The 21,985-nt window shown below is 35.3% G+C and carries 21 protein-coding genes; 2 read left to right on the forward strand and 19 right to left on the reverse strand.

The window, feature by feature from the left end:
- Window positions 1-187 precede the first annotated feature (187 nt).
- The 17 genes from elbB to M0R16_04925 all read right to left on the reverse strand — a co-directional run bounded on the left by elbB (window position 188) and on the right by M0R16_04925 (window position 19,005).
- Complete coding sequence (gene elbB, locus M0R16_04845; GenBank protein ID MCK9612208.1) at window positions 188-835, reverse strand: isoprenoid biosynthesis glyoxalase ElbB; 648 nt, start codon at window positions 833-835, stop codon at window positions 188-190.
- Between the two features lie 16 nt (window positions 836-851).
- Complete coding sequence (gene mqnC, locus M0R16_04850) at window positions 852-1,955, reverse strand: dehypoxanthine futalosine cyclase (protein ID MCK9612209.1); 1,104 nt, start codon at window positions 1,953-1,955, stop codon at window positions 852-854.
- 105 nt (window positions 1,956-2,060) lie between these two features.
- Window positions 2,061-2,510, reverse strand: coding sequence for a GatB/YqeY domain-containing protein (locus M0R16_04855; protein MCK9612210.1), 450 nt, complete (start codon window positions 2,508-2,510; stop codon window positions 2,061-2,063).
- A gap of 7 nt (window positions 2,511-2,517) precedes the next feature.
- Window positions 2,518-4,119, reverse strand: a complete 1,602-nt coding sequence (ftsZ, locus tag M0R16_04860; protein MCK9612211.1) for a cell division protein FtsZ — start codon at window positions 4,117-4,119, stop codon at window positions 2,518-2,520.
- Between the two features lie 109 nt (window positions 4,120-4,228).
- A complete protein-coding gene (gene ftsA / locus M0R16_04865) occupies window positions 4,229-5,509 on the reverse strand; it encodes a cell division protein FtsA (protein MCK9612212.1) in 1,281 nt (426 codons plus the stop codon).
- Between the two features lie 4 nt (window positions 5,510-5,513).
- On the reverse strand, window positions 5,514-6,320 hold the full coding sequence (locus tag M0R16_04870) for a hypothetical protein (protein MCK9612213.1): 807 nt from the start codon (window positions 6,318-6,320) through the stop codon (window positions 5,514-5,516).
- Window positions 6,317-7,666: a UDP-N-acetylmuramate--L-alanine ligase gene (gene murC / locus M0R16_04875; GenBank protein MCK9612214.1), complete on the reverse strand. Its 1,350-nt coding sequence runs from the start codon at window positions 7,664-7,666 to the stop codon at window positions 6,317-6,319. The genes M0R16_04870 and murC overlap by 4 nt, the downstream gene beginning before the upstream one ends.
- On the reverse strand, window positions 7,666-8,778 hold the full coding sequence (murG, locus tag M0R16_04880; GenBank protein MCK9612215.1) for an undecaprenyldiphospho-muramoylpentapeptide beta-N-acetylglucosaminyltransferase: 1,113 nt from the start codon (window positions 8,776-8,778) through the stop codon (window positions 7,666-7,668). The genes murC and murG overlap by 1 nt, the downstream gene beginning before the upstream one ends.
- Complete coding sequence (locus tag M0R16_04885; GenBank protein ID MCK9612216.1) at window positions 8,768-9,964, reverse strand: putative lipid II flippase FtsW; 1,197 nt, start codon at window positions 9,962-9,964, stop codon at window positions 8,768-8,770. The genes murG and M0R16_04885 overlap by 11 nt, the downstream gene beginning before the upstream one ends.
- 12 nt (window positions 9,965-9,976) lie before the next feature.
- Window positions 9,977-11,317 carry a UDP-N-acetylmuramoyl-L-alanine--D-glutamate ligase gene (murD, locus tag M0R16_04890; protein ID MCK9612217.1) on the reverse strand — a complete coding sequence of 447 codons (1,341 nt, stop codon included), beginning with the start codon at window positions 11,315-11,317 and terminating at the stop codon, window positions 9,977-9,979.
- A 13-nt stretch (window positions 11,318-11,330) separates the two neighbouring features.
- A complete protein-coding gene (gene mraY / locus M0R16_04895; GenBank protein MCK9612218.1) occupies window positions 11,331-12,593 on the reverse strand; it encodes a phospho-N-acetylmuramoyl-pentapeptide-transferase in 1,263 nt (420 codons plus the stop codon).
- A gap of 2 nt (window positions 12,594-12,595) precedes the next feature.
- Window positions 12,596-14,047 (reverse strand): UDP-N-acetylmuramoyl-L-alanyl-D-glutamate--2,6-diaminopimelate ligase, encoded by a 1,452-nt coding sequence (locus M0R16_04900; GenBank protein MCK9612219.1) that lies wholly within the window; start codon window positions 14,045-14,047, stop codon window positions 12,596-12,598.
- Window positions 14,048-14,059: 12 nt separating this feature from the next.
- On the reverse strand, window positions 14,060-16,510 hold the full coding sequence (locus tag M0R16_04905) for a penicillin-binding transpeptidase domain-containing protein (GenBank protein ID MCK9612220.1): 2,451 nt from the start codon (window positions 16,508-16,510) through the stop codon (window positions 14,060-14,062).
- Entirely contained in the window at window positions 16,507-16,932 is a 426-nt protein-coding gene (locus M0R16_04910) for an FtsL-like putative cell division protein (protein MCK9612221.1), read from the reverse strand. Before M0R16_04910 ends, M0R16_04905 begins: the two co-directional genes overlap by 4 nt.
- Window positions 16,932-17,831 carry a 16S rRNA (cytosine(1402)-N(4))-methyltransferase RsmH gene (rsmH, locus tag M0R16_04915; protein ID MCK9612222.1) on the reverse strand — a complete coding sequence of 300 codons (900 nt, stop codon included), beginning with the start codon at window positions 17,829-17,831 and terminating at the stop codon, window positions 16,932-16,934. The genes M0R16_04910 and rsmH overlap by 1 nt, the downstream gene beginning before the upstream one ends.
- Entirely contained in the window at window positions 17,815-18,288 is a 474-nt protein-coding gene (gene mraZ / locus M0R16_04920) for a division/cell wall cluster transcriptional repressor MraZ (GenBank protein ID MCK9612223.1), read from the reverse strand. Before mraZ ends, rsmH begins: the two co-directional genes overlap by 17 nt.
- Before the next feature lie 165 nt (window positions 18,289-18,453).
- Window positions 18,454-19,005, reverse strand: coding sequence for a hypothetical protein (locus tag M0R16_04925; protein ID MCK9612224.1), 552 nt, complete (start codon window positions 19,003-19,005; stop codon window positions 18,454-18,456).
- A gap of 144 nt (window positions 19,006-19,149) precedes the next feature.
- On the opposite strand from M0R16_04925, the gene lpxK reads away from it, so the two are divergent.
- Together lpxK and M0R16_04935 are read left to right on the forward strand one after the other, a co-directional pair.
- Window positions 19,150-20,217, forward strand: coding sequence for a tetraacyldisaccharide 4'-kinase (gene lpxK / locus M0R16_04930; protein ID MCK9612225.1), 1,068 nt, complete (start codon window positions 19,150-19,152; stop codon window positions 20,215-20,217).
- Window positions 20,198-21,010: a purine-nucleoside phosphorylase gene (locus M0R16_04935; protein MCK9612226.1), complete on the forward strand. Its 813-nt coding sequence runs from the start codon at window positions 20,198-20,200 to the stop codon at window positions 21,008-21,010. Before lpxK ends, M0R16_04935 begins: the two co-directional genes overlap by 20 nt.
- Here the strand turns inward: M0R16_04935 and M0R16_04940 are convergent.
- Together M0R16_04940 and M0R16_04945 are read right to left on the reverse strand one after the other, a co-directional pair.
- Window positions 20,997-21,497, reverse strand: coding sequence for a hypothetical protein (locus M0R16_04940; GenBank protein MCK9612227.1), 501 nt, complete (start codon window positions 21,495-21,497; stop codon window positions 20,997-20,999). The two genes, M0R16_04935 and M0R16_04940, sit on opposite strands and share 14 nt — an antisense overlap.
- The gene (locus tag M0R16_04945) at window positions 21,494-21,847 is read right to left on the reverse strand and encodes an MmcQ/YjbR family DNA-binding protein (GenBank protein MCK9612228.1); all 354 of its coding nucleotides are present in this window, start codon (window positions 21,845-21,847) and stop codon (window positions 21,494-21,496) included. Before M0R16_04945 ends, M0R16_04940 begins: the two co-directional genes overlap by 4 nt.
- Window positions 21,848-21,985: the final 138 nt, after the last annotated feature.

Genomic DNA, 21,985 nt, shown 5'->3' on the forward strand with positions numbered 1-21,985 from the left:
CAAGATAATTTAACGAAAGAAAATTTCACTTTTCGGTCGCCAATAAAAAGCATTATGAAAAGCCCTCTGGAGAAACTGATTTCAAAATGGAATATTTTACCGCACTAAACGTCAGAAGTCAGGAATTAATATTGATTACAGCTCATTCTAAAAACGTACTAATAAGAATAAATTGTACCTCGTAATGTCAGATCTTTTCTAACATCTTCTCTATTAGATTTTCTGCTCCTTCGGCTATATCAGAAATTCTGGCATTCAACATATAGCAAGGGGTTGTAAAAATATTATTTTTCTCATCCACAGCCACTTCCCCGTGACCCGTGCCAGTATTATGCGCCCCCATGATTTCCAAATGCTTTGCTGTTGCCGGGTCGGTGCCAATAGTAACAGTAATATTACCAAACACCTTGGCAAGTATCACGGGGGCAATGCACAATGCGCCTATCGGTTTATTTTTTTCTTTCATGGCTTTCAACGCTTTTTCAACATCTGCATTTATTTTCATTTCTGTGCCATCAATAGCATAAGTGCAAAGGTTTTTTGCAGCGCCATAACCTCCGGGGATGACAAGTGCATCAAATTTTTCAGCATTAAATTCCGACAATGGGTAAATATTCCCTCGAGCAATGCGTGCAGCTTCTATCAATACATTGCGGGTTTCTTTCATCTCTGTTTTCGTATAATGGTTCATGACATGATACTGATTTATATCCGGAGCGAAAATAGTATAAGAAGCTCCGAGCTTGTCAATAGCGAGTAATGTCATGACGGCTTCGTGTATTTCTGAACCGTCAAGGTGTCCAGAACCTGCGAGAATAACGGCAAACTTTTTCATTTTTATTTTTTAATTGTCAAAAATACTCAAATTTTTGATTTCTGTTTCTTGGTTTAAAACCGGCATTTTCTATGGCGGAAATCATTTCGTTTTTATTCATACGGTATGTTGCTCCTGCCTTTGAAACTACATTTTCTTCTATCATCACCGAGCCAAAATCATTGGCACCTGCATGCAGACAAAGCTGTGCCACCGGGACGCCTACTGTTAACCAAGAAGGTTGTATATTGGGAATATTATCTAAAATAATGCGGCTCATTGCTATCAGCCTTATATAATCATTGGCTGAAATTAAATTTTCAATTCTGAATTTTTTACTCAAAACAGTTCCTTTGTGTTGAAAAGGCCATGCAATAAAAGATAAGAAACCATAAGAGTTCTCAGGTTTTTCGTCCTGGATTTCACGAATTCGGATCAGGTGTTCTATTCTCTCCTCCGGAGTTTCAATATGGCCAAACATCATAGTTGCAGAAGTAGGTAAGTTCAGTTGATGAGCAACATGCATGATTTCAAGCCATTCTTCTGAAGTGCATTTTGCAGGAGATATTATTTTTCTTACCCTGTCGGAAAGAATTTCAGCTCCGGCTCCGGGCAAGCTGTCAAGCCCTGCCTCCATTAAATCTTCTAAGACAAACCGATATGATTGTTTCTCTTTTTTTGCAATGAATTTTATTTCGGGCGGTCCTAAAGCATGCAACTTCAATAAAGGAAATTGTTTTTTAAGTGTTTTAAATAAATCTGTATAAAATTTTAAACCCAGTTCAGGATGCATACCTCCCTGCAACAACAATTGATTACCTCCAAGCGAAAACAATTCTTCAATTTTTTGTTTGTATTGTTCCAAAGTTGTTATAAAGGCATCTTTATCATTTTTCTTCCTGCAGAAATTACAAAAAAGGCACTGAGAAAAACAGACATTTGTTATATTTACATTCCGGTCTATAATCCAGCCAACATAATTTCCCGGATGTTTTTTCTTTCTTATCTCATTGGCAGTATAAATAAGCTCCGGCAACAAAGCTTCCTTGTATAAATAAATAGCTTCGGCTTTTGATATGACTTGTATTTTTAAAGCTTTATCAAGTATGGTGCATACATTCATACTGACAAATTTACACATTTTGGATTTTGTGTGTTAAGTGCTTAAAAGCTTTTTAGCCTATACTATTAAAAATGTATAAGCCGGTTAAAAAAAGTTAAGCTTTCTGAGTTATCAGGTGGAAGATTATATTCCCAAAATTTGTTTTACCTTTTCAGAAATAGCTTTATTATCAGCCTTTCCGGATAATTTTTTTGCTGCCATACCCATCACTTTGCCCATATCTTTCATTGATGTTGCTCCAACTTCCGCAATGATGCTTTTGATAATGGCTGTTAATTCATCTTCTCCTATTTGTTGGGGCAAATACTTTTGAATGATGTCGGCCTGATACAGCTCGGTATCTGCTAAATCTTTTCTGTTTTGAGAAATATATATTTCAGCGCTTTCCCTGCGTTGTTTTACAAGTTTCTGAAGGATTTTAATCTCGGTTTCTTCATTTACTGTTGCATTGCCTTTTTCAGATTTTGCAAGTAATAATGCTGATTTTACGGCACGTAAGGCATCCAGCAAGCTTTTATTTTTTGCAAGCATTGCCTGCTTAATATCTTCATTAATTTTTAATTCAAGGCTCATGAGATGCTCAATCTACATTATCATGCAAATATGAATTTGGCTTGATGTCGGTTTTTTTATCGGACGTTTCACCTAATGAAAGGTTTGAAATTTCAGATTCAGAGGAAGGTTTGTTATCTACCATCGGAAAATTGCGGCGTAAGTATGCAGGCTTATCTTCAATTTCTTTTAACCCCTCCTGATTTTTAATTTTCTGGCTTAATTCACGCAAATCACTCACCCTACCTGTACTTTTATATTTCAACAAATCTTTATCCGTTTTATCCAGTTCTTTTTTTGGCACATTAGGATTGAACTCATTATAATCCTGTTTTAGTGGCTCATTAACATGTGAGGTTACTGTTTCAACTTGTTTAATATATTTGAACATTCCAAAATCATTATCTTCTATTTTCAGTTCAACCTGTACAGGGCTTTCTTCTCCCACAAAATTAATGACACTATGTGATTCTTCTTTGATGTTTTTTTGTTCATCTGAAGTTTTAACACCTGAATATTTATCTTCTTGCTCAGTGTCTTTTTTTATCAATTTCATTTCATTTTCAACAACAGGTGCTATATTTTCTGTTTTTTGTATTTTTTCATCCAGGTCCCTGACTTTTCTCTCCTGTTGTTTTGTGTCATTCGACATAAATTCTGAATTGATGTCCTGCTTAAATCCAGAGGCAATAAGTGTAACGCTAATGTTATCGCCAAGGCTGTCATCATTGCCGTTTCCCCAAATTATTTCTGCAGTCATCCCTGCAGCCGATTGAATATATGAAGTTATTTCCGAAACTTCGTCCATAGTAATTTCTTCTTTACCGGAAGCAATATAAAGTAAAATGTTTTGAGCACCATTGATATCATTATCATTCAACAAGGGTGAGGAGAGAGCCATTTCCACCGCTTTTACTGCACGGTCCTCTCCTTCGGCAATACCTGTTCCCATGATGGCAGCTCCGCTGTTGCGCATTACAGTATTCACATCATTAAAATCCACATTAATATACCCCGAAACAGTAATAATTTCAGCAATTCCTTTGGCTGCAACAGTAAGAATATCATCCGCCCGATGAAAAGCCTCAGAAAGTTTCAGGTCGCGGTATAACTCCCTGAGTTTATCATTGCATATCACCAATAAAGTATCCACATATTTTCTCATTTCTTCCAGTCCGGCTTCTGCCTGTTGTTTTCTTTTTTTCCCTTCAAATGAAAACGGAATGGTAACTATCCCCACAGTTAATATTCCCATTTCCTTTGCCACCTGTGCGATAACGGGAGCAGCTCCGGTTCCGGTTCCGCCTCCCATACCGGCAGTAATAAATACCATTTTAGTATTTTTTTGTAATATTTCTTTTATTTCATCAATGGTTTCCAGAGCTGCTTTTTTCCCTGTATCAGGAATTGCTCCGGCGCCTAAGCCTTCTGTTAAAGAAGCTCCCAGTTGTATTTTGTTGGGAACCGGGCTCATATGCAACGCTTGCTGGTCAGTATTCGATACTATAAAATCCACACCTTTTATTCCCTGGTCATACATATGATTAACGGCATTGCTGCCACCACCACCGACACCAACAACTTTAATGATTGAAGGTGTATTACTTTGCATATCGAATTTTATTGTCATAGGCTTTTTTATTGAAAGTACTAAAATAAAACTAATATTAATTTTCAGTAATCTTTTTGTAAAATAATTATTAACTGTTCATTGTTAATTCTGCGTTAACAAAACCGTACTATTTCACATCTTCATCAAAAAACTTTTTCCCCTTTTTAAAAAACGCTTCAAAAAAACTCCCTTTTGTTCTTTTGGAATGGTTTTGTATCTGGTCTACTTTTATGACTTTGGGTTCAATGATTTTGCTTTGTTTTTCAATACCTTTAAGCACCAGGCCTACTCCAGTTGCAAACATGGGTAATGCCATGGCTTCTGCCACATTATCGGCAAGATGTTGATTAGGGTATCCAATACGAGTTTCCATGCCGGTAATAAACTCTGCAAGCTGGGAAATATTTTTTAGTTGTGCCCCGCCGCCTGTAAGTACTATCCCGGCGATCAGTTTTCTTTCAAAGCCCGACGATTTAATTTCATTATACACATATTCCAGTATCTCTTCCATTCTGGCCTGAATGATTCCGGCAAGGTTGCGCATACTGATTTCTTTTGCCGGTCTTCCTTGTATGCCCGGTATGGATACAAATTCGTCGGCTTTGCTTTCGCTTGCAAGTGCCGAACCGTATAATATCTTGAGTTTTTCGGCATGTTTTTTAATTATTGTACATCCTTCCTTAATATCTTCGGTAACAATATCGCCTCCAAGAGGAATAACAGCAGTATGCCTTATAATGTCGTCCTGAAAAATTGCAATATCGGTTGTGCCGCCTCCGATATCAACCAATACCACCCCGGCTTCTTTTTCTTCAGCACTAAGCACGGCATCAGCAGATGCCAATGGCTCCAGAATCTGGTCAACAATCTCTAACCCTGCACGGTCAACACAACGATAAATGTTCTTAACGGCCGTTACCATTCCTGTGATAATATGAAAATTTGCTTCCAGGCTTGCCCCGGCCATTCCTATTGGCTTTTTTATTCCGGTTTCTTTATCAACAATGTATTCCTGGGGAATTACATGAATAATTTCTTCACCGGGGTTTGTTTGAAGGCGGTACATATTATCAATTAACTGATTAATATCCTCCTGTGTAATGGTACTCTCCATCGAATTTCTAATAATATTACCTCTGTGCTGTAAGCTTCGTATATGTTGTCCGGCAATACCAACATTAACACACTTAATATTTACCCCTGATTTCAGTTCAGCTTCTTTTACAGCTGCTTTAATTGACTCAATAGTGTTATCAATATTGATAACCACGCCCCTTTTCACTCCTATGGATTCCGCGGTGCCATACCCTAAAATCTCAATTTTGTTAAATTCATTACGGCGGCCAACAATAGCAGCAATTTTGGATGTGCCGATATCAAGTCCTACAATAATTTCTGATGATTCCATATTCTTATAAATTTATTTTTGAGCAAATTATCTGATTCTTATACTTCACATTAATGGTATCATACTTATCCCAACCTTCAATAAATATAGATTTGTTATAGAAAAGCTCCAATTGTTCAAACTTTTGTTCCATATCTGTTTCATCTCCAAAAATAATAATATGTTTTCCAACTTCGGGTAACAATTCAAAATTTCCCACAGAATCAACTACAATTTGTTGTATCTGTGCCTTAAAGAAATCATTTTTATTTATAAATCTGGCCATTTTGTAAACTTTATACAGCGTTGTCATAAAATGCGCAGAATCTTTCATAATTTCTGCTGAATCTATATCCAGATTAATAACATTGTTATAAATATTGGGAATTTTGCCAGTTACCAAAACAACCCTTGCTGATTTTTTTTCTGGCACGGGCATCATGCGCCCGTCATCGCTCAAGTAATATATTTCATCAAACATGTTTTGAATTCGTGCGATAGGCAAACGTTGAGTGATTTCAATCTTAAGAATTCCTTTTATCGTTGTATATACTTTTGATTTTAATACATATGGATGGCCGTTCACCAAGCATTCTATTTTTTCAGTATCAATATCAGACAAATTAGTTCCAACTAATGAATTGTTATACGAATTAATATATGTTCTGACATCCTGTTCGGTTAAAAATGTATTATTTTCAGAAGTATTAATAATTATCTGAATGGCCTTACATTTATTCCTTCCATAAATTTTTACCACAAAAACAACCAATACTGCAAATAAAATTACAGAAACAAACCACAATACAATTTTAATCCATTTTCTTTTCATTTTTTTTCAAGAGTTTCTTCAATGGGTAAAACCAACCGGTCAATATCACCTGCTCCCATGGTAATTAGAACTTCAATATTGTTATTCCTTACAAATTCACAAATCTCGTTTTCGCTTAATATTTTTTTATTATCAATTATCATTTTTTTCAGTAACATGTCGGAAGTTACTCCTTCAATGGGTGTTTCCCTGGCAGGGTATATTTCCATTAAAATTGCTTCGTCAAGCATATCCAGCGTTTTGGCAAATTCATCAGCAAAATGTAATGTCCTTGAAAACAAGTGCGGCTGAAAAATTCCGGTTTTTTTTTTTCCGGGGTACAAATCTCGAAGAGTTGATATTACGGCTTTCATTTCTTCAGGATGATGAGCATAATCATCAATATAAACCATGTTTTTTTTCTCATACCTGATATCAAACCTCCTGCTGATACCCATGAAACTTTCGATACCTTTTTTAATCAGTATGGAATTCACTCCTGCAAGAAAACAGGCGGCAATGGCAGCCATCGCATTTTCAACATTATGCATTCCAGGAATTTGAAGCAAAACAGGTACTTCTTCCCCACGTAAACACGCCGTAAAACAATAATGCGAATCCTCTATCCTTATATCTTTAGCATAAAAATCCGTTTTGGATTGGAGGGAATATCTGTACGAGTTTATATTCTTGTTTGCATTAATATCTAAGTCTTTTTTAATTAAAAGATTTCCGTTTTCTTTTATTTTTTGAGCAAAAAGACGGAAGTTATCCTGAAGATTTTGTTTGTTCGAATAAATATCCAGATGATCCGCATCCATCGCAGAAACAATAGCTATATCTGGCGTCAACCATAAAAACGAACGGTCGTATTCATCGGCTTCCAGAACAGCTATTTCAGCATTTTCACATGTTATAAGGTTTGAATTATAGTTTTTAATAATCCCTCCAACAAATGCATTGACAGGTGTTCCGGCTGAAAATAAAATATGCGCGATCATTCCTGTTATGGTAGTTTTCCCATGAGTTCCGGCAATAGCAATAGAATACAAATTATTGGTCAATTCACTCAAAACTTCTGCTCTCTTTTTAATAAGAAACCCGTTTTTTAAAATGAACTGATATTCTTTATTATCTTCAGGGATTGCGGGAGTATATACCACCAAATCCGCTTGAGAAGGGATTTTTTCAATATTTTCTTCATAATGCACATCAATACCTTCCTCCACAAGTTGTTTTGCAAGTTGAGAAGGTGTTTTATCATAACCGCTTACATCGCAACCCTGTTTTTTAAAATATCTTGCCAAAGCACTCATGCCTATGCCTCCGATTCCTAAAAAGTAATATGTTTTTCGGGTGTTGTGCATTATTCTTGTTTTTTTATCATATCCAAGATTATATCGGCAATACTATCCGCTGCATTTTTGTGTGCAAAACGTGTAATATTGCTAACGATTTTTTCACACATCTGTTTATCATTTATCAACCCAATAGCTTCTTTGACAAGTATATCTCTGGCTTCATTATCCTTCACAAGGATTGCAGCCGTTTTTTTAGATAATGACAATGCATTCTTTGTTTGATGATCCTCTGCCACATTTGGCGACGGGATAAGTATTGCAGGTTTTTTAGTTACACAAATTTCTGATATGGCAATAGCTCCGGCTCTTGAAATCACCAAATCTGCGGAAGCATAAGCATAATCCATACGGGTAATAAAAGCGTAAGCTGCTATCCCAGCATCCTTAAAATCATTACATGCTTGTTGTGCGGTGGCAAAAAAAGCTTTTCCTGTTTGCCATATCAATTGAATATTGTTCTTTTTAAATAATTCCAATCCATTTAGAATTGCTTCATTTATTGTGCGTGCCCCCAAACTACCTCCAACAACCAGAATTGATTTTTTTGTATTATCAAGCCCAAAAATTTTCAGCCCCATCTCTTTTTTCCCATCTAAAACATAAATATCCTGCCTGACCGGATTGCCTGTCAATATAATTTTTTCTTCAGGAAAATACTTTTCCATACCTTCATAGGCAACACAGATCCTGTTAACATTTTTTGATAAAATTCTATTTGTTATTCCGGGATATGAGTTTTGTTCTTGAATCAATGTAGGTATTTTCAGGTTTGATGCCACCCTTAATACGGGTCCGCTTGCATAACCACCCACACCAATAACTATATCCGGTTTGAATTGTTTAATAATTTTTTTTGCTTTTACCAGACTCCCAATTAATTTGAAAAAAGTGGAAATATTTTTTAATGTGAGTTTCCGTTGTATTCCACTTATATTTAATCCAATAATCTGGTAACCTGCTTCGGGAACTTTTTCCATTTCCATGCGTCCTTTAGCTCCAACAAAAAGTATTTCTGCAGAAGGACATTTTGCTTTAACAGCATTTGCAATTGCAATTGCAGGAAACACATGGCCACCAGTACCGCCACCACTTATTATAAATTTTTTATCAGTCCCCATTGGTAGTATTTATTTTTATCTCCGCATTATCTTCCTGTTGCTTTTTTTGTTTTTCCAGTTCATCATTGGCCCTGCTGATACTTAGCAATATACCTATGCCAATGCTGGTCAGCCAAATGGATGTACCTCCATGGCTAATCATGGGAAGTGTTTGACCGGTATTCGGCAACAAATCAAGTGTAACTCCCATATTTATCATTGCCTGAAAAACAATAACAAAACTTATTCCCAGACACAGTAATGTTCCGAAAAACTTATCGCATTTAGACGCGATTCTTATACCCCTGTATAAGATGATGAGATACAAAAATATGATAACAATAGCGCCAATCAAGCCATATTCCTCTATGATTATTGCAAAAATAAAATCAGAAAACGCTTGCGGTAAAATATTGCGTTGAGTGCTGTTCCCGGGAAATTTCCCCACAATCCCGCCTGTTGCTATCGCAATTTTTGCCTGATTCACCTGAAAAACATTGTCAGGGGTTTTTTCTGATTTAATCCCTAAAAATGTCTCAATTCTGCTTTCCACTGTTTTAAACCTGCCGATACCCGGAACTTTTTTTGCTATCAGATAAAACATTCCCCCTGTAACAAGCATTACAGCCAGAAGAGATAAAATATATTTTGTCCTTACCCTGCCCACAAAAATCAGTATCAAACAAGTAGCAAATAGTATAGCTGATGTTGAAAAATTTGAAAGAAGAATCAAGCCGCAAACCACAACAATAGGAATTAATATTGGTAAAAAACCTTTTTTAAAATCACTCATCTCTTCCTGCCTTCTGGAAAGAAGGCGTGCCAGATACATAATAATTGCCAGTTTTGCGAAATCTGAGGGTTGGAATTTAAGATTAATAACCGGCAAAATTAACCTGCGTGTTGCTTCGTGTTCTGTTTCCCCTTTAAATATTGTTATTACTAGCAGAATAACGGAAATAAACAAAGCTATCTGAGATATCTTTGAGTAATGTGTATATTTAATCAGATGTGAAAAATACATCAATACCAAACCCATTATCAGAATTAATATTTGTTTTATCAGGTATTGCTCCGGAACCACTTCCTTGCTATAAGCAAGCGAGCCTGTAGCGCTATATACTGCCAAAACAGACACCATAGTTAAAATAATAACAACAACCCAAATAACCTTATCGCCCTTAACTAATGAAAGAAGTTTTTTCATTGCTTGTTTTATTTACAAATTGTAAACAGCTCTTTTAAATTGAGTCCCTCTGTCTTCATAATTTTTAAACATATCAAAACTGGCACAGGCAGGAGACAATAAAACAATATCCCCGGGAACGCCAAGGTAATATGAGGTATGAACAGCTTCTTCAGCAGATGTTGCTTCTTTTAAAACAGGCACTATCGGTGTAAATTCTTTTAATATTTTTTTATTATTAGTTCCAAGACATACTATGGCCTTAACTTTGCTTTTCACCAAATCTTTTAAGGCAGAATAATCGTTACCTTTATCAAGGCCTCCCACAATCCATATCACAGGTTTTGTCATGCTTTCAAGGGCAAACCATGTTGAATTTACATTGGTCGCTTTTGAATCATTATAAAACTCTATTCCGTGAACTTTTGTCACAAACTCAAGGCGATGTTCAATACCCCTGAATTCGGAAAGGCTTTCTTTGATAATGTCTTTGCGAATATCAAAAACCCTTGAAATAATGCCTGCAGCCATAGAATTGTAAAGATTGTGCCTGCCAAGTAATGAATAATTTTCCATTGATATTTTTATTTTTTTTGATTTAATATTAATAACCAATTCATTGTTTTTTACATAAGCTCCATTTCTTTGATAAGTCGAATGAAGTGAAAACGGTATGACAGAAGCCGGAGTGTTTCGTTTATTTATTTCTTCATGAAGTACTTTATCGTCTGCACCATAAATAAAATAATCTTTGCCGGTCATGTTTTGTATAATTCTGAATTTTGAATCCACATAATTCTGAAAGTTCCAATTGTATCTGTCCAGATGGTCTTCCGTAATGTTCATTATCACCGCAACGTCAGCTTTAAAATTGTACATATGGTCAAGCTGAAAACTGCTCAATTCCAGCACATAATAATCATGTTTTTTCTCGGCCACCTGACCCGCAAAACTTTGACCGACATTGCCTGCTAATCCAACATTTAAACCTGCTTTTTTCAGAATATGATAAGCAAGTGTACTTGTTGTTGTCTTCCCGTTACTTCCCGTAATACATACTTTTACAGCTTTAGTAAACCTTGCTGCAAATTCTATTTCCGAAATAATCGGGGTTCCGCGATTTCTGATTTTCAGCAGCAATGAATTATCATCGGGTATTCCCGGGCTTTTTATCACCTCGTCTGCATTCAGGCAATTTCCCTCCGAATGTCCTCCTTCTTCATATCTTATGTCATTATGTAAAAGAACGTCCTTATATTTATCGCTAATTTTTCCTGAATCTGACACAAAAACATCAAAGCCTTTTTTTCTGGCCAGTACCGCCGCACCAGTTCCGCTTTCTGCACCACCAAGTATCACAATACGGGGGTTCATTTTTATTTCATTTTTATCTAATTTTTAATGTTATTACAGATAAAACCGCGAGCAATATTCCGATTATAAAAAAGCGCATTACTATTTTTGCTTCGTGATAGCCTGACTTCTGGTAGTGATGATGCAAAGGCGCCATTTTAAATATTCGCCTTCCCTCCCCGAAACGTTTTTTTGTATATTTAAAATACCCAACCTGCAATATAACCGACAAGCTTTGTATCAGGAAAACACCGCAAAACAAGGGTATCAGCAATTCCTTGCGAATCACTATAGCAAAAACGGCAATGATACCTCCCAACGCAAGGCTTCCCGTATCTCCCATAAATATTTGCGCAGGGTATGAATTATACCATAAAAAAGCAATACAAGCACCAATAAAAGCGCTTATAAATACTACCAGTTCTCCGGAGTTTGGAATATACATGATGTTCAGGTAGTTTGCAAACACCATACTGCCGGAAACATAAGCAAAAATGGCCAAAGTAACACCTATAATTGCCGAAGTGCCCGTTGCCAGACCGTCCAACCCGTCTGTCAGGTTTGCCCCGTTTGAAACGCCGGCAATAATAAATATCACAATAAGTATAAAGATTAAAAAAACCCATTTTTGATAACCGTTTCCCATCCACGCAATCAGATTTGAATAGTCAAATTCATTATTTTTAACAAATGGAATGGTTGTCTTTGATGATTTTATAGTTTCTTTAGAATAAATCTTTGATGATTCGCTAAAGTTTTCAACTTTAAAAATGCTATTTGTATTTACAAGGTTTTCTTTCAAATTAATATCAGCTCGTTCTCTAATTACCACAGATTCGCTAAAATACATTGTCATCCCCACAATTACTCCAAGGCCTATTTGTCCCAGGATTTTAAATTTCCCGGCCAGGCCCTTTTTATTCTTTTTAAACACCTTGATATAATCATCAATAAAACCAATAATCCCAAGCCAGATAGTGGTTATAATCATCAATATGATGTAAATATTGTGAAGTTTCGCAAATAATAATGTCGGAATAAGAATAGCACAAAGTATAATAATGCCGCCCATAGTTGGTGTCCCTTGCTTTTCAATCTGACCTTGCAATCCGAGGTCTCTAACGGTTTCTCCAACCTGTTTTTTTCTAAGGTATTTAATTATCCATTTCCCAACAATCAGGGAAATAAAAAGTGAAGTAATAATTGACATCGCTGCACGGAAAGAAATGTATTGAAACACTCCTGCTCCGGGGAAATCAAATTGCTTATCTATATAATCAAATAAATAATAGAACATAACTATAAATTCATTAGTTCTTTAATAATTTTTTTATCATCAAAAGGGGTTTTCACACCTTTTATTTCCTGATATTTTTCATGGCCTTTCCCGGCAATTAAAAGAATATCTCCTGCTCTTGCTAAAGCATAAGCAGTTTTTATTGCTTCTTCTCTGTTAATAATTTTAAGCACTTTCTTCCTATCTGTTATTTCAATGCCTGTCATCATGTCGTCAATAATTGTTTCCGGGTTTTCCGATCTGGGATTGTCCGAAGTGAATATAACTTTTTGGCTCATAGCAGCAGCAATTTTCGCCATTTCGGGCCGTTTTGTTTTGTCGCGGTCACCACCCGCACCCACAATGCAAATTAAATTTCCTTTGCCTTGCCGAATTTGATTAATGGTGCTCAATACATTTTTCAAAGCATCAGGTGTATGCGCATAATCAATTATAGCTACTACATTTTTTTCGTCTTTTATGCTTTCAAAGCGTCCTTCCGGAGCCTGTAACCCACTCAGAATTGTTAATACCTGGTTTTGTTCCTGTTCAAGGAGAACAGCTGTTGCATAAATAGCAGTAATATTATAAGTGTTAAATTCTCCAGCAAGTTCAGACCATAGCTCTTTCCCCGCAATTTCTATATGCATACCATCTAAGGTGTTCTCAATCATGCGGCTCTTGAAATCTGCCATTTGTCTCATGCTGTATGTATATTTTTTTGCCTTTGTATTCTGAATCATTACCTCGCCATTGCGGTCGTCAATATTGGTAAGGGCAAAAGCATCAGAAGATAATTTGTTAAAAAATGATTTTTTTGCTTCAATATAATTTTTAAAGGTTTTATGATAATCCAAGTGGTCGTGTGTAATGTTTGTAAATATCCCACCCTTAAAATTCAGCCCGGCTATGCGTTTTTGTACCACAGCGTGAGAACTGACTTCCATAAAACAGTATTCGCATTTTTCAGCAACCATTTCAGATAACAGTTTGTTAATGGCAAATGAATCCGGGGTTGTATGTGTTGCCGGAAGATATTTGTCATTTATGCAATACCTTATAGTAGAAATAAGCCCGGCCTTATATCCCAGGTTTCTGAACAAGTGATAAAGCAATGTGGCAATTGTTGATTTTCCATTTGTTCCGGTAACTCCAATTAATTTTAGTTTTGATGAAGGATCATCAAAATAATTTGAACAAATCATTCCAAGCGCAGCGCCACTATCATTAACCTGAACATAAGTAACACCTGTCGATAGTTGCTCAGGTGTTTTTTCACAAACTATTGCTATGGCGCCATTTTTAATTGCGCTTTCAATATATATATGCCCGTCAAATTGTGTTCCTCTTGTTGCAACAAAAAGACTGTTTTTAATCGCATCATTTGAATTAAAACATATAGTACTAATAGAAACATTCTCTGTTCCGTAAATACCTTTAACTTTTAAACCCTTTAATATATGTTGTAAAATCACGTACTGCATTTGCTACACATTACTTTCCAATTTAAGTATTATCGTTTTTTTCTCTTTATTATACAATTGTTCTTGAACTCTCCCCTTTCCTCTTACAATAACTTTAACTCCTGTTTTTTCCAGAAGATATACAGCATCTTTTGCCGTCATCCCTTTTGTATCAGGCATCCATTTATCCACAATCCTGACATCAGATTGATAGACCTGATTTTTATTTTTATTTAGAGATGACCACTCTGATGTGTTTTTACCCTTTATAAATGGAAAATTCAGATGAGTACATATTTTTTCAATATCACTTCTGTAGCCTATACTTAACTGCGGAAGCGATAATTTTTCCGGCATTTTATTTTCTTTTATTTTAATGTCAACCCTTGTAGAATATACTTTATCCGCTATCTCCTTAAATACCGGAGCGGCCACATCGCTTCCGAAAACATTTATGCCTTTCATATTGAATTCAACAACAATACAGGAATACATGGGGTCATCAGCAGGAAAATATCCGCAAAAAGAAGCAACGTGCCCGACAAAGTTTCCGCCACGGTCTTTAATTTCGGCAGTACCTGTTTTCCCTGCAATTTTATAAACAGAAGAACCAATATTATGTGCAGTACCTCTTATAACAACCCCTTCGAGTAATTTTTTGACTTTTATAATTGTAGACTTTGAACAAATTTGTTCAATCAAAACTTCAGGATGCCTTTGTATTATTGTATCACCACTGGGTTTATGTTTTCCGATTGCTTTAACAAGCATCGGCTTCATATATTTTCCGTCATTGGCAACAGCATTATAAAAAGCAAGAATTTGAAGAGGTGTTAGTTCTGCGGCATAGCCAAAGGCAACGGCAATAAAGTCAGCTCTTACAAAAGGGGGTTCCATAAAAGGAAAAAACGGACTGGTTTCTCTGTATAAATCCACTCCGGTTTTTTGTGTAAGGCCCATTCTAATAATAAGGTTTTTGAATTTATCTAATTCAATATCGTTTTTATTATTGGGGTCTTTTTTAAATGCTTCCCTTGTTAAATAAGTAATCCCGACATTTGATGATTTTTCAAAAGCTTTCCCCACTGAAATATATCCATATCCTTCTTTATGACTGTCCACAATAGTCTTAGGATAGTCACTATACTTTATTTGCCCGCTTAGCACAATAAAACTTGTGTCATGCCGGCCACGCTCCAAAGCGGCTATGACCGAAGCAAGTTTAAGTGTTGAACCAGGCTCAAACCTTTGTCTGTATGCATAATTACGCTTTTCATAGTATTTTCCATCTTTACCTATAGAAAGATTAGACATGGCTTTAATATGCCCTGTCTTAACCTCCATAAGTACTGCACAACCCCAGTCGGCATGAGTTGAATCAAGACTTTTTCTCAGGGCACTTTGGGCAACATCCTGCAGATTAATATCAATAGTAGTATATAAATCATCGCCATTAGATGGCCTTAAATTTGTATTATCCGGGACATCCACAAACGTTGTTCCTACTTTACGTTGTACAACAAAACCTTTTTGCCCGCGAAGTTCATTATGATAATGTCCTTGCAGCCCGATAAAATGTGATTCCGAACATTTTTTAATATCCAAAATACCAAGGCGAACAGGGTTTTCTGTCTTTTTGTATATAGAATCAATATAACTGATGATATCTTTTTTACTTGGAATTCCATCTTTAATAACAGGAAGTTTCGTAAGCTCCTGTAGCTGAAAAACATCAATCTTTTTTTTCATTACTCCGCCACGTTTTCCCCGATATGTATTAATCAGGTCGTCGCGGTAATAATCTCGTGAATATTCACCAAAAATATTTGAAAAGCTTTGGCTTAAAGTATCAAGATTTTTTATACATTTTTTTTCCTGATTTTTTAAATCTTTAATCCGGATTGAAACATCATATTCTGCGAGACGTTCATAGCCTATAGTAAAATAAGCAAGATTTTTAAGCGGATATATTCTTTTAAAAGTTTTTGTAATAGTTAATGCATCGTGTTTTTCTTTACCCAAAAGATTATAAAAGCGTTTTATTTTTTTTAATTCAGTCAAATTAACTTCCTTAAATAATAAATAATATTTATTGTTTTGCGCTTTCCGTAATTGCTTAATATATTTACTTCTGTTTTTTGTTGTTTTATCATTAAACAAACTCAGATAGGTTCCCATATACCCTACATATTTATTGAAAGTAGAATCCTTCAGCGCACTGGTATCAAGATTGATATTTACCTGATAAACCGGCAGGGAAACAGCCAGTAAATCTTTGTTGTCTGCATATATAAACCCCGGCCTCGGATCAAAAGCAACGCTTATCTCATTTTTCTGACTGGCCTGCCTTTTCCAATAGTCCCCTTCAACAAACTGAATATGAATTATTCTCCCTACGATAATGACAGCGAAAATAACTACCAGAATATAAATCAGATATGCTCTTGCCAATATTGATTTTCTTTTCTCTCTCATGGGTTTTGTGTTGCCTTGTGTTTTTCCTCAGCATTAATTTTTGATTTGGGAGGAGTTTCAGGTTCTTTTATTCCGGTTTTTAAGCTATCCAATCTTTTTGCTACTTCCGACTGTAACTTAATAAGCATTAGCTCCGATTGTGTTTTTATATATTCATTTTCAAGTTCAATCAATTGGTCGCTTAAGATTGAAGCTTTCTTAATACCACGTTCATAGTTATAGGAGTTCCCGATATAAAGAGCCACTAAAAAACACAAATAAAAAACAAACGGCAATAGTTTTAGTACAGCCTGAGTTGTCAGAACCTCGCCGTTAAGAATACTTCTGAAAATTGACCATAGACGCAATTCGTGCGTTTTTTTTATTTTCTTTTTTTCCTTAACAGTTTCGTTTGTTTCTGTTTTAAATTCGTTTTGTGTCATTAGTTTTTTTCTGCAATTCTTAATTTGGCACTTCTGGCTCTTTTGTTTTGATTTATTTCAATATCATCAGGTGTTAAAGGCTTTTTTGTTATTAGGGTAAAAGGAGTAAAATAATTTCCAAACATATCTTTTTCCACTTCTCCATCAAACCTGCCGGATTTCATAAAATTCTTTACCATGCGGTCTTCCAGGGAATGGTATGAAATCACCGCCAGGCGCCCGCCGGGTTTTAAAACATCCAGACTTTGTGTAAGCATTTCTTTCAGAGCCTCCAGTTCCTGATTTGTTTCTATACGTAGTGCCTGAAATACCCTAGCCATAAATTTATCTTCATTGCTTTTGTCAATAAGTTCATAAATTGCCATTTTTAATTCATCAACGGTCAGGATTTTTTTGGAGCTTCTATATCTTATAATTTTTTTTGCTAATGCTTTATGATTATTTAACTCCCCGTAATTGTTAAAAATCTCAGAAAGTTTTTCCTCGGAATAATCATTCACTATTTCCACAGCAGTATTCGCATTACGTATATCCATCCTCATATCCAGCTTTGAGTTAAATCGTGTAGAAAACCCTCGTTCAGCGGTATCAAACTGATGTGATGAAACCCCGAGGTCTGCAAGAATCCCGTCAACAGGTATGGCTTTATAATATTTTAAAAAATGTTTCAAATAACGAAAGTTGTTGTTTAGTAAAATCAGACGCTCATCATCCACCTTGTTTTTAATAGCATCAATGTCCCTGTCAAAAGCCATAAGCTGGCCATTTTCTATTTTTTTCAGTATCTCTTTTGCATGTCCTCCGCCTCCAAAAGTTGCATCAACATAAATCCCGCCGGGCTTAATGTTTAATCCATCAACAGCCTCTTTCAACATCACTGGATTATGAAATATCTTCATCTGTCAGAAGTTCAATGTTCCCAAGTACCTTTTCAGCAAGGTCAGCATAACCTTCAGGTTCATCTGTTATAAGAGTTTCATACTTGTTCTTGTCCCAGATTTCTATCCTGTCTAGATATGCAAAAACCAAGACCTCTTTTTCAATACCAGCATATTTCAACAAACTTTTTGGCAAAAGCAACCTGTTAGTCCCGTCTAATTCAATTTCTGTGGCACCCCTGTAAAAATATCTTAAGAAATTCCTGGCATCTTTTTTATACCTGCTAAGTTTCTTTATTTCTTTTATGATGGTTTCCCAGGCTTCAACAGTATATAAACCCAAGCATTGCTCAAAACCCCGGTTTATAACAAATTTTTTAGCCGAAGTCAAAGGCAGCTGCTTTTTTAGCCCGGCAGGAAACACCAGCCTGTTTTTCCCATCAAGCTTACATTCAAATTCTCCTTTTAATTCCAGCATAAAAAATAAAAAAATTAGTCTGTAAAGATAAAAATAAATTTCCCACCTTTTTACACTTTTTTACACTTTTTTAGTAAAATAATAAAAAAAAACAAGCCACAAAAAATAACGGCCTGTTAATCAGCCACTTATTGTCTAAAATTGTTAATAAGTTTTTTTCGGAATTTATTGAAGGCTGATTTTAACCTTCGTCCCGGGACCTTTCTGGATTTCTGTATACCTTTTATATTCTATGGTTTCATTGTCAACAAAACAAAAATCCTCTCCGGAAGATGAAGTACAAATACTTCCACATTCAAAATTTATCGTCAAGTCGAACTTTTTCTTTTCTGCCGGCAAACCGTCAGAACCTCTTGTAATAACTATTATCCTGCACATTTCTTTGTAGCCATGTTTATGTTCCTGATTGATAATTATAAACATAATTTTTTTATTATCTGGCGACCATTCTGGGCCACAGATACCATCAATGTCCGAATAATATTCCAGTATAGATATCTCTTTTTTTGAAGGAATAAAATACTGTTTTATTTTATTGTTTTCAGCAAACGTAATTATGCCTTCATGTATGTTAAGCAAAAAAGGACATTTCATAGCCTCCTGAAAATTTTCAGGCAAATTCACTTTGATGTTATTGCTGTCATAAAGCGCATAATCAGCACAGGAAGCATAACTGTCTGTTTCAATAAACTTATATTGTCCATGGCAACAAAACATAAAACTAATAAAACAATAGTCGCAAATTTCTTCATGGAGTAGACAAATTTTATTTTACTATTTTTGCCAATATAATAAATATTGATTTTTAATACAATACAGAAAAAACGCTGTCTGAAACAAACTTTCAACTTGTATTTTGACATGAATTTATTTCTGAAAATAATTTTATTACCCTTTTCCATGATATATGGTATTGGAATTATTTTTCGAAATATATTTTATGATTTAAAAATTATACGCTCTTACGCTTTTCCTACGCCCCTTATATGTGTTGGAAATATTAACACAGGCGGAACAGGAAAAACACCGGCTATCGAATATATTATCCGTACGCTGCTTGAAAATAACATTACAAATTTGTTTACACTTAGCCGCGGATATGGACGGAAAACAAAAGGATACATACTTGCTGATTCAAAATCTACAGCAGAATTGATTGGAGACGAACCTTTACAATTTTTTCTGAAATTTCCTGAAATACAAGTTGCCGTTTGCGAAAAAAGGGCTCAGGGCATTCATAAAATTCTTAACAAATTTCCTTCAACACAGTGCATACTTCTTGATGATGCTTACCAGCACAGAGCTGTCCGGGCTGGATTAAACATATTGCTGACAGTTTATGACAACTTATATTCAAATGATTTGATACTCCCCTCCGGGCGTCTTCGTGAATTCCGTTCTGCCGCCAAAAGGGCAAAAATTATTATTGTAACAAAGTGTCCGGCAAATATTTCCGAAACAAAAAAAGATGAAATTATCAAACGCCTAAAGCCCGAGCCTCATCAGAAAATTCTTTTTTCATCCATTAAGTACCTGCCTCCTGTAGCTGTCAATACAGAAATGATGCACAAATATACTGACTTGAAAGAAGTCTTTGTCCTGCTATTTTCTGGTATAGCCAATCCGGAGCCTTTGGAAAAATATTTAAATCAAAACTGCAAAACTTTATTTTCGCTCCGCTTTAAGGACCATCATGTTTATTCTGAAAAAGATATGGATTTAATCTCCGGGAAATTCCTAAATATTGTTTCTGAAAATAAAATAATAATAACCACTGAAAAAGATTACAGCAGGCTTTGTACAGAAAAAACATTTGACAAATACAGGAATCTTCCCCTGTTTTATATACCGGTAGAAATGGAATTTCAGGAAAAAGACAAAATATTTTTCAATCAAACCTTATTAGACTATGTTAGAAAAAATCAATGAAACAATTAAGTTCATCCGAAGTAAAACAAATTTTGAACCTGCTGTTGGAATTGTATTGGGAACAGGATTGGGAAATCTTGCCGGCGAAATTCATAAGGTTGCCAGTATCCCATATCAGGATATTCCTCACTTTCCCGTTTCAACAGTAATAGGACATAAAGGGCAATTTGTGTTTGGTACACTCAAGGGAGTTAATGTTTTGGCTATGCAGGGACGTTTCCATTTTTATGAAGGATATAATATGCAAGAAATTACTTACCCTATAAAAACATTAAAACACCTTGGAATTAAAACGCTTATATTATCAAATGCCAGCGGAGGAGTTAACCCGGAATTTTCTATTGGGGATATTATGATAATCACCGACCATATAAACCTTATGGGCACCAACCCCCTGATAGGCAAAAATGATGACCTGATAGGGCCACGTTTTCCCGACATGAGTGATGCATACGATAAAAACTTAATTAATAAGGCACTTAATATTGCAAAAAAGAATAACATTCTATGTCGCACCGGTGTTTATGCTGCCGTAACCGGACCCTGTTTTGAAACACCTTCAGAATATAAATATATTAAGTTTGTAGGGGCTGATTGTGTGGGGATGTCAACGGTACCGGAAGTAATTGTTGCAAGGCATATGGGGCTTCCGGTTTTTGCAGTTTCAATTATTACGGATCTTGGAGTTGAAGGAAAAATCGTTGAGATATCTCACGAAGAAGTTATTAAAGCCGCCAACAACGCTGAGCCTAAAATGACAAAAATTATCAGCGAACTTATCACATCTGTCTGAACTTAACCTGTTCAACAATTCTGACTTTCCATTTGCCATTTTCTATTAGGCATTTACGGTATGCAAATGCCTGCAAAATTCCACCAGAAGCAATAAGTGCCGCTGCAACAATACCAACTTCTTCTTTGAATACCGGCTGTTCATTGTTTATAGAATTGTTTACCACATCAAGAACAAAATACATCGTACCAAAACCCAGCAATATGAGTGACGCAATTTCAAATCCAAACCTTGTGCGATAAATTATAGTAATATCTTTGATATTTATGACATAATTATCAGAAACCACAAATGAAGAGTCGAGGACATCTGTTATTTTCCCGGAAATTTTTTTATCCGTTTCTCCTGTCAGTAGAGAAATCTTATCTCCGGTGTAATATTTATATGATTTTCCCGTTGCTTTCCCTTCAAGAATAAGGACATTTTGGGCGTTTAAAATTAACGAAACACAAACAAGAAAAAAAACGATTACGCTTTTATTTATCATAACATTTCCAAAAGTGTTCTTTTGTTTCTGTTCATTTGCTTTACTACTTCATCATAAGAATGGTCAACCCATTGATATAATATTTCGTCAGTAGTACTTCCGTCAATTACGATAGTATTCCAGAATTTTTTATTCATGTGATACCCAGGTTGAACACAAGGATATCTCTCCCTCAATTCGATAGCTTTTTCAGGATTGCATTTTAGACTTAAAATGAAATCCCCGCTTAATCCTGTTAGGGCAAACATTTTATCCAAAACTTTAAAAACCAATGTGTCATTATCAAAAGGAAAGCATTCGGTAGCTCCCTTTTTCGAAAGACAATAAATCCGAAACTCTTCAATATTCATTATATTCATGGGTATTGTCAAACAAAAATAAATATTTATTTGAAATTAATTAATAATCTTTAGTTTAGCTACATTATTTAATGTAGTATTTAACAATGATTAACAAAAAAGAAAAAATTTATGCAATAAAAAAGAATA

The sequence above is a fragment of the Bacteroidales bacterium genome, assembly GCA_023228145.1.
In the GTDB taxonomy this organism is placed as follows: domain Bacteria; phylum Bacteroidota; class Bacteroidia; order Bacteroidales; family CAIWKO01; genus CAIWKO01.